General features: G+C 69.7%; 5 protein-coding genes. All 5 read left to right on the top strand.

The genetic code is table 11. The features are described 5' to 3' along the window. On the top strand, positions 1–1,541 hold a 1,541-nt coding region (locus DQW85_RS08030), incomplete at its 5' end, for a bifunctional [glutamine synthetase] adenylyltransferase/[glutamine synthetase]-adenylyl-L-tyrosine phosphorylase (RefSeq protein ID WP_113699743.1). 66 nt (positions 1,542–1,607) lie between these two features. Further along, a complete protein-coding gene (locus tag DQW85_RS08025; RefSeq protein WP_240197015.1) occupies positions 1,608–2,657 on the top strand; it encodes a hypothetical protein in 1,050 nt (349 codons plus the stop codon). Positions 2,658–2,687: 30 nt separating this feature from the next. Continuing rightward, positions 2,688–2,963: a hypothetical protein gene (locus DQW85_RS08020; protein WP_113699741.1), complete on the top strand. Its 276-nt coding sequence runs from the start codon at positions 2,688–2,690 to the stop codon at positions 2,961–2,963. Beyond that, on the top strand, positions 2,963–3,100 hold the full coding sequence (locus DQW85_RS08015; protein ID WP_338043366.1) for a hypothetical protein: 138 nt from the start codon (positions 2,963–2,965) through the stop codon (positions 3,098–3,100). The genes DQW85_RS08020 and DQW85_RS08015 overlap by 1 nt, the downstream gene beginning before the upstream one ends. 248 nt (positions 3,101–3,348) lie before the next feature. Beyond that, positions 3,349–5,147 (top strand): SGNH/GDSL hydrolase family protein (locus tag DQW85_RS08010; protein WP_240197014.1); only part of this gene is annotated, 1,799 nt, incomplete at its 3' end.

Genomic DNA, 5,147 nt, shown 5'->3' with positions numbered 1-5,147 from the left:
CGCTGCTGCAGGCGGTGGCCCGGCTGCCCGAGAGCGAGGCGCGGCTGTCGCCCGCCGCCGCGGCGGCCCGGCTGCGGGCGCTCGGCTACGTCGACCCCGACGGGGCGCTGCGCCACATCGCCGCCCTCACCTCCGGCGTGTCGCGGCGGGCGGCCATCCAGCGCACGCTGCTGCCGGTGATGCTCGGGTGGTTCGCCGACGCGCCCGATCCCGACGCGGGGCTGCTCGGCTTCCGCCAGGTCAGCGACAAGCTCGGGGCCACGCCGTGGTACCTGCGGCTGCTGCGTGACGAGACGGCGGTGGCCTCGCGGATGGCGCGCGTCCTCGGCACCAGCCGCTACGCCACGGGCCTGCTCATGCACGCCCCCGACGCCGTGGCGCTGCTCGGCTCCGACGACGACCTCGCGGTACGGGCGCCGGAGTCGCTCCGGACGGAGGCGGCGGCGGCCGTCTCCCGCCACGCCTCCGACTCCGAGAGCGCCGACGCCGAGAGCGCGGTCGCCGCCGTGCGGGCGCTGCGCCGCCGGGAGCTGCTGCGCACGGCGGTCGCCGACATCTTCCGCCTCATCGACATCGAACAGGTCGGGGTGGCGCTGTCGTCACTGAACGACGTGACCATCCAGGCGGCGCTGGACGCGGCGATCGGCAAGGTGCGCGCCGACCGGGGCGCCGAGCCGCCCACCAGGTTCGCCGTCATCGCCATGGGCCGGCTCGGCGGCATGGAGTCCTCCTACGCCAGCGACGCGGACGTGATGTTCGTCCACTCGCCCGAGCCGGGCGCGCCCGAGCGGGCGGCGTCGGACGCCGCCTTCGCCATCGCGAACGAGCTGCGCCGCCTGCTCAGCCTCCCCGCCCCCGACCCGCCCCTGCTCATCGACCCTGACCTGCGCCCCGAGGGCAGGCAGGGCGCCCTGGTGCGCACCCTCGCCTCCTACGAGGCCTACTACGCGCGCTGGTCGTCCCCCTGGGAGTCGCAGGCGCTGCTGCGTGCCCGCTTCTCCGCCGGAGACGTCACGCTGGGAGAGGCGTTCACCTCGATGGTCGACGAGCTGCGCTACCCCGCCGGCGGCCTGCAGGAGGAGGCCGTCCGCGAGATCAGGCGCCTGAAGGCCAGGATGGAGGCCGAACGCCTGCCCCGCGGCGCCGACCCCGCCCTGCACACCAAGCTCGGGCCGGGCGGGCTGTCCGACGTCGAGTGGGTGGCCCAGCTCCTGCAGCTCCGCTACGCCGGTTCCGTGGCCGAGCTGCGCACCACCCGCACCCTGCAGGCCATGCGCGCGGCGGTGGCGGAGGGGCTGCTGGAGGAGGCCGACCAGGTGGTGCTGGAGGAGGCCTGGCGGTTCGCCTCCCGCATCAGGGACGCCATCATGCTCGTACGGGGACGGCCGGGCGACAGCATCCCCGGCGACGCCCGCGAACGCAGGCTGCTCGCCCGCACCCTGGGCTACCCGCCGGACGGCTCGGAGGACTTCCTCGACGACTACCGCCGCGTCACCCGCCGCGCCCGCCAGGTCGTGGACAGGGTCTTCTACGGCTCCTGACGGCTTCGCCCCATCTGGCGCGTTCCGCTGCGACGAACGCGCCGACGGGTGTATCAAGGCGCGGGGGTGATCGCTTTGCTGTCGATTTATGTGGATCTCGCCTTAGGGCTCGTGCTGTCCTTCCTGCTGCTGTCACTGCTGGTGAGCGGGCTGAACGAGGCATTCGTCAGGGTGCTCGCCATCAGGAGCAAGTTCCTGTGGGCGTACCTGCGCGACACCATGGACGGCAGCGACGCCGAGGGCAGGTCGTGGCTGCCCGCCAGGGTGCGGGACGTGTTCGCCGCGCTGCCGTTCGCGCGCGACCCCCGCCCCGCGCACAGCGACCAGCCCGCGCCCCCCGAGGCGGCCGAGCTCCCCACCCAGGAGACCAAGGCCGAGGACGCCATGACGAACCTGCTCTACCAGCGGGTCCGCGAGATCGACCACCCTACGCGGGGCCGCACCAGCATCGCGAACCTGCCTCCCGGCCGCTTCGCCGTCGCCCTGATGGAGATGGCGGCGGCCGAGGAGCGCGGCGTCGAGGGCCTGCTCGACAAGCTCAAGGCGATGGGCAGCCCCCTCCACGGCCATCTCAGGGGGGTGTGGGAGACCGCGCAGCGCGACCTCGACCGGTTCAGGCAGGGCGTGGAGACGTGGTTCGACGGCGAGATGCACCGCCTGTCGATGCTGTACAAGAGGTACGTCAAGTGGGTGGTGGCGGTCCTCGGCCTGTTCGTGACGCTGCTGTTCACCATGGACGGGCTCGAGTACGGCAAGACGCTGCTGCGCGACAACGCCTTCCGCGCCTCGGTGACCGCCGTGGCCGGGGCCGGGGCCGACGCGTACGGCGCGCTCAAGGCGCGGTGCGAGCAGTCCGATCCGGTGCCCTGCATCACCGACACGCTCAGCCAGCCGGCCCTGGTCGCGATGTTCGACCACGCGATCGTCAGCGTCTCGATCCCGGAGGAGGGCGACCCGAGCGTCCACTGGAACGGGGCCGCCTGGTGGAACCGGCTCACCACGCTCAGCCACTGGCCGGGCTACCTGCTCACGTACGTGGCGCTGCTGTTCGGCGCCCCCTTCTGGTGGGACGTCCTGCGCCGCCTCACCGGCATCCGCTCCCGCTTCCACGGCTGACCGCCCGCTCTCCAGGAGTGAGGAGCCCCCATGAACCCGGACGAAGCAGCACGGAGCCTGGCCGCCATCCGTGAGACGCAGACCAAGGCCATCCGTTCCCAGCCCTGGTTCCCCACCTGGTACGTGGTCGGCGTGGGAGCCTTCGTGACCGGAGTCCAGGCCGTCACCGAACCGGCACCCCTCGACGTGCCGTACGCGCGCACCGTCGCGGCGCTCGCGATGACCGTGTCGATGGCCGTCACAGGTCCCATGGTCGCCTGGTGGATCTCCCGGAGGATGGCCCGGAAGATCGAGGAGAGGGCTTGATGGAACTCGACCCCGTCATCCACGCCCCCACCCGGTTGCAGATCGTCTCGCTGCTGGCGGCCACGGAGCAGGCGGAGTTCGGGTTCGTCCGCGACAGCCTCGGCGTCAGCGACTCGGTGCCCGAGAACGAACTCTGAGGGTCGTCCGTGGGGGCGGCGTTCATGAACGGCGAGTTAACCACTGGGGTCGGAGCGTTAACTTGGACAGAAAGTGGCCTGTGATATGGATGGCTCGTTGAACCATTCTGGCCGGGCCCCAACCTGGCGGCGGCGCATCGCCTGTCGAGCCGCGCAGCGCCGGTCGGAGGTCTGACGGGTCCTCGTGGGCCGTGACCCTCCCGCCGCGCTCGACGGGAGTGAGTCCTTGCACTACCCGAGGTACGTCCATGCAAAATTTCCGTTGCCTCACCCGCCTGGTCGCGATCGCAATGGCGATCGTCCTGACCCTGAGCCTTTCCAAGGTCCCCGCCCAGGCGCAGTCCGCCTGCGGCCTGACCAAGTTCTCGAGAGCCGCGGCGGAAGCTGCCGCGAATCTAAGCATCAGGTGCGGGGCGGAGGCCAAGGCCGCCGGGTCGACGCTGAACGTCGCCGACGGCGATGTGGTGATCGACTTCACCTTCGACAACGTGGACCCCGAGACGTTCCCAAGGGCCGTGGAGGAACAGCACGATCCGAACATTCGCCTGAGCGACGCCATCCGGCGGGGTGCCGAGCCAGGGATGGCTCACCTGGAAGCGCAGACCTCAGACACTGAATGGATGGACGACTTCGATTTCGATGGCGATGTCGAAGCGCGATCCGACGGGGTGACCTTCGTCATCCGGGAGGAAGACGTACATGCCGAGCTGGCGCTGTGGCTGAAGGTTGTCATAGCAAGTCTAGCCGGATACGCCGCGCAACTCCTGGTCTTTGGGGCGTGCATCGGGGCGTTGCCCGCGTTCATTATAATGTGCCAAAGTTTCAGCAGTGGCGCCAACGCTGCCATCGGCTGGGCGGTCGGCACCTCGTTGGATCCCGACGGCCCGAAGCCGAGCACAACGGATGTCATGATAGCGATTCTGGTGGCCGCCCTCCTGGCCGGCATCGGTGCCGCCGCCTGGGACAGATTCATCAAACCGTGGATGATCAACAACATGCGCGGTCTGATAGTTTCCGCCGCAAGCGGCATCGCGCGCCTGTCGCAGAAGATCGGCGGCTGGTTCAGCACCCCGATCAAAAACGGATTGGGCTGGGTCGCCCAGAAGATGGGGCAAGTCGCGGAAAAAATCGTTAACAAAATGCTGGAGGCGGCAGAGGGGCGTGGCTTCGCGGTCACCGAGGCCAAGGTGCGGTTGATGCCGCTGGGTGATTCGATCACTCATGGTGTGGGCAGTTCCACCAATGCGGGGTATCGGGCACCGCTGTATGACCAGATGAAGTATCTGGGACGCGATGTCGATTTCGTGGGGTCTTTGGACGACGGCTCGTTCGCGGACAACGATCACGAGGGTCATTCCGGCTGGCGGATCGACGAGATCGACAAGGACGCGGAGGACTGCGCGGTGCCCGCGTACCGTCCGAACGTGGTGACGCTGCACGCCGGCACCAACGACATGAACCAGGACTACCAGCTCGCGACGGCGCCGGAGCGGCTGGGTGGTCTGATCGACCAGGTGCTCGCCCACGCTCCGGATGCGACGGTGCTGGTGGCCACGTTGGTGCCGGCCACCAAGGACGGGTTGCAGCCGCGGATCGACGCCTACAACGCTCGGATCCCCGCGATCGTCAAGCAGCGCCAGGACCAGGGCAAGCATGTGCAGCTGGTCGAGATGGACGAGGTGACCACCGCCGACCTGTCCCAGCCGGCGCATCCGGGCGACAGCGGCTACAGCAAGATGGCCCATGCCTGGTACGAGGCGTTCTTGACCGTGGAGCAGAAGGGCTGGATCAGCGATCCGGTCTCGACCGGTTCGCTTCCGGGGGTGCCGGGAAGTCTGCCGTCGTGCACCGCCGACCCCGACCAGACCAAGGCCGGGCCCGGCTGGCGGGCGCTGGGCGTGATCGCCACCGGCATGACCACGCCCGAGGGCCGCACCGACATCATGGAGTTGGACGGCGACAACCGCGGTGACTACGTGCGGATCGCCGACGGTGGCGGTTTCCGTATCGCGCGCAACACTCCCGGACAGCCCGGCCAGCCCGTCTG

Origin of the sequence: Nonomuraea lactucae (genome assembly GCF_003313395.1) — a bacterium.
In the GTDB taxonomy this organism is placed as follows: domain Bacteria; phylum Actinomycetota; class Actinomycetes; order Streptosporangiales; family Streptosporangiaceae; genus Nonomuraea; species Nonomuraea lactucae.
Note: the sequence above shows the minus strand (reverse complement) of the source record. Positions and strands in the feature narration are given on the sequence as shown.

What these genes read in the sequence shown, in the direction of transcription:
- DQW85_RS08020 (WP_113699741.1), top strand. Translation starts at nt 2,688, where the DNA reads ATGAACCCGGACGAAGCAGCACGGAGCCTGGCCGCCATCCGTGAGACG.
- DQW85_RS08015 (WP_338043366.1), top strand. Translation starts at nt 2,963, where the DNA reads ATGGAACTCGACCCCGTCATCCACGCCCCCACCCGGTTGCAGATCGTC.